The following is a 249-nucleotide window of genomic DNA, read 5'->3' as shown; positions in this document are numbered from 1 at the left end:
CAATCTGCTGACCCTGCTTCGCCAGATGAACGCGATCTCGCAGGACGACTCCGGCAAGGCGAAGAACTTCTTCGCGGACGGCTCGGCGAACGGCACGGTGTTCGTCAGCAACGCCAATCTAGCGCTCGGCAAGACGGCGACCTCGAACACCCCGATCGTCGGAATCTCGTTGCCCTCGAACGGCGTCTTCGACGTCTACGACAAGGCCTATGCGCCGATCGTCCAGCCGAACCGGACCGGCGATGCCCG

At 63.5% G+C, this 249-nt stretch carries 1 protein-coding gene; it reads left to right on the top strand.

Annotation, left to right across the window (positions count from 1 at the left end):
* The coding region (locus AC1RQI_RS17390; protein WP_481905858.1) for a hypothetical protein at nucleotides 1-249 on the top strand (249 nt) is incomplete at both ends.

It is taken from the genome of Salicola sp. AFF1 (assembly GCF_056783195.1).
This window is presented reverse-complemented; position numbering and strand designations above follow the sequence as displayed.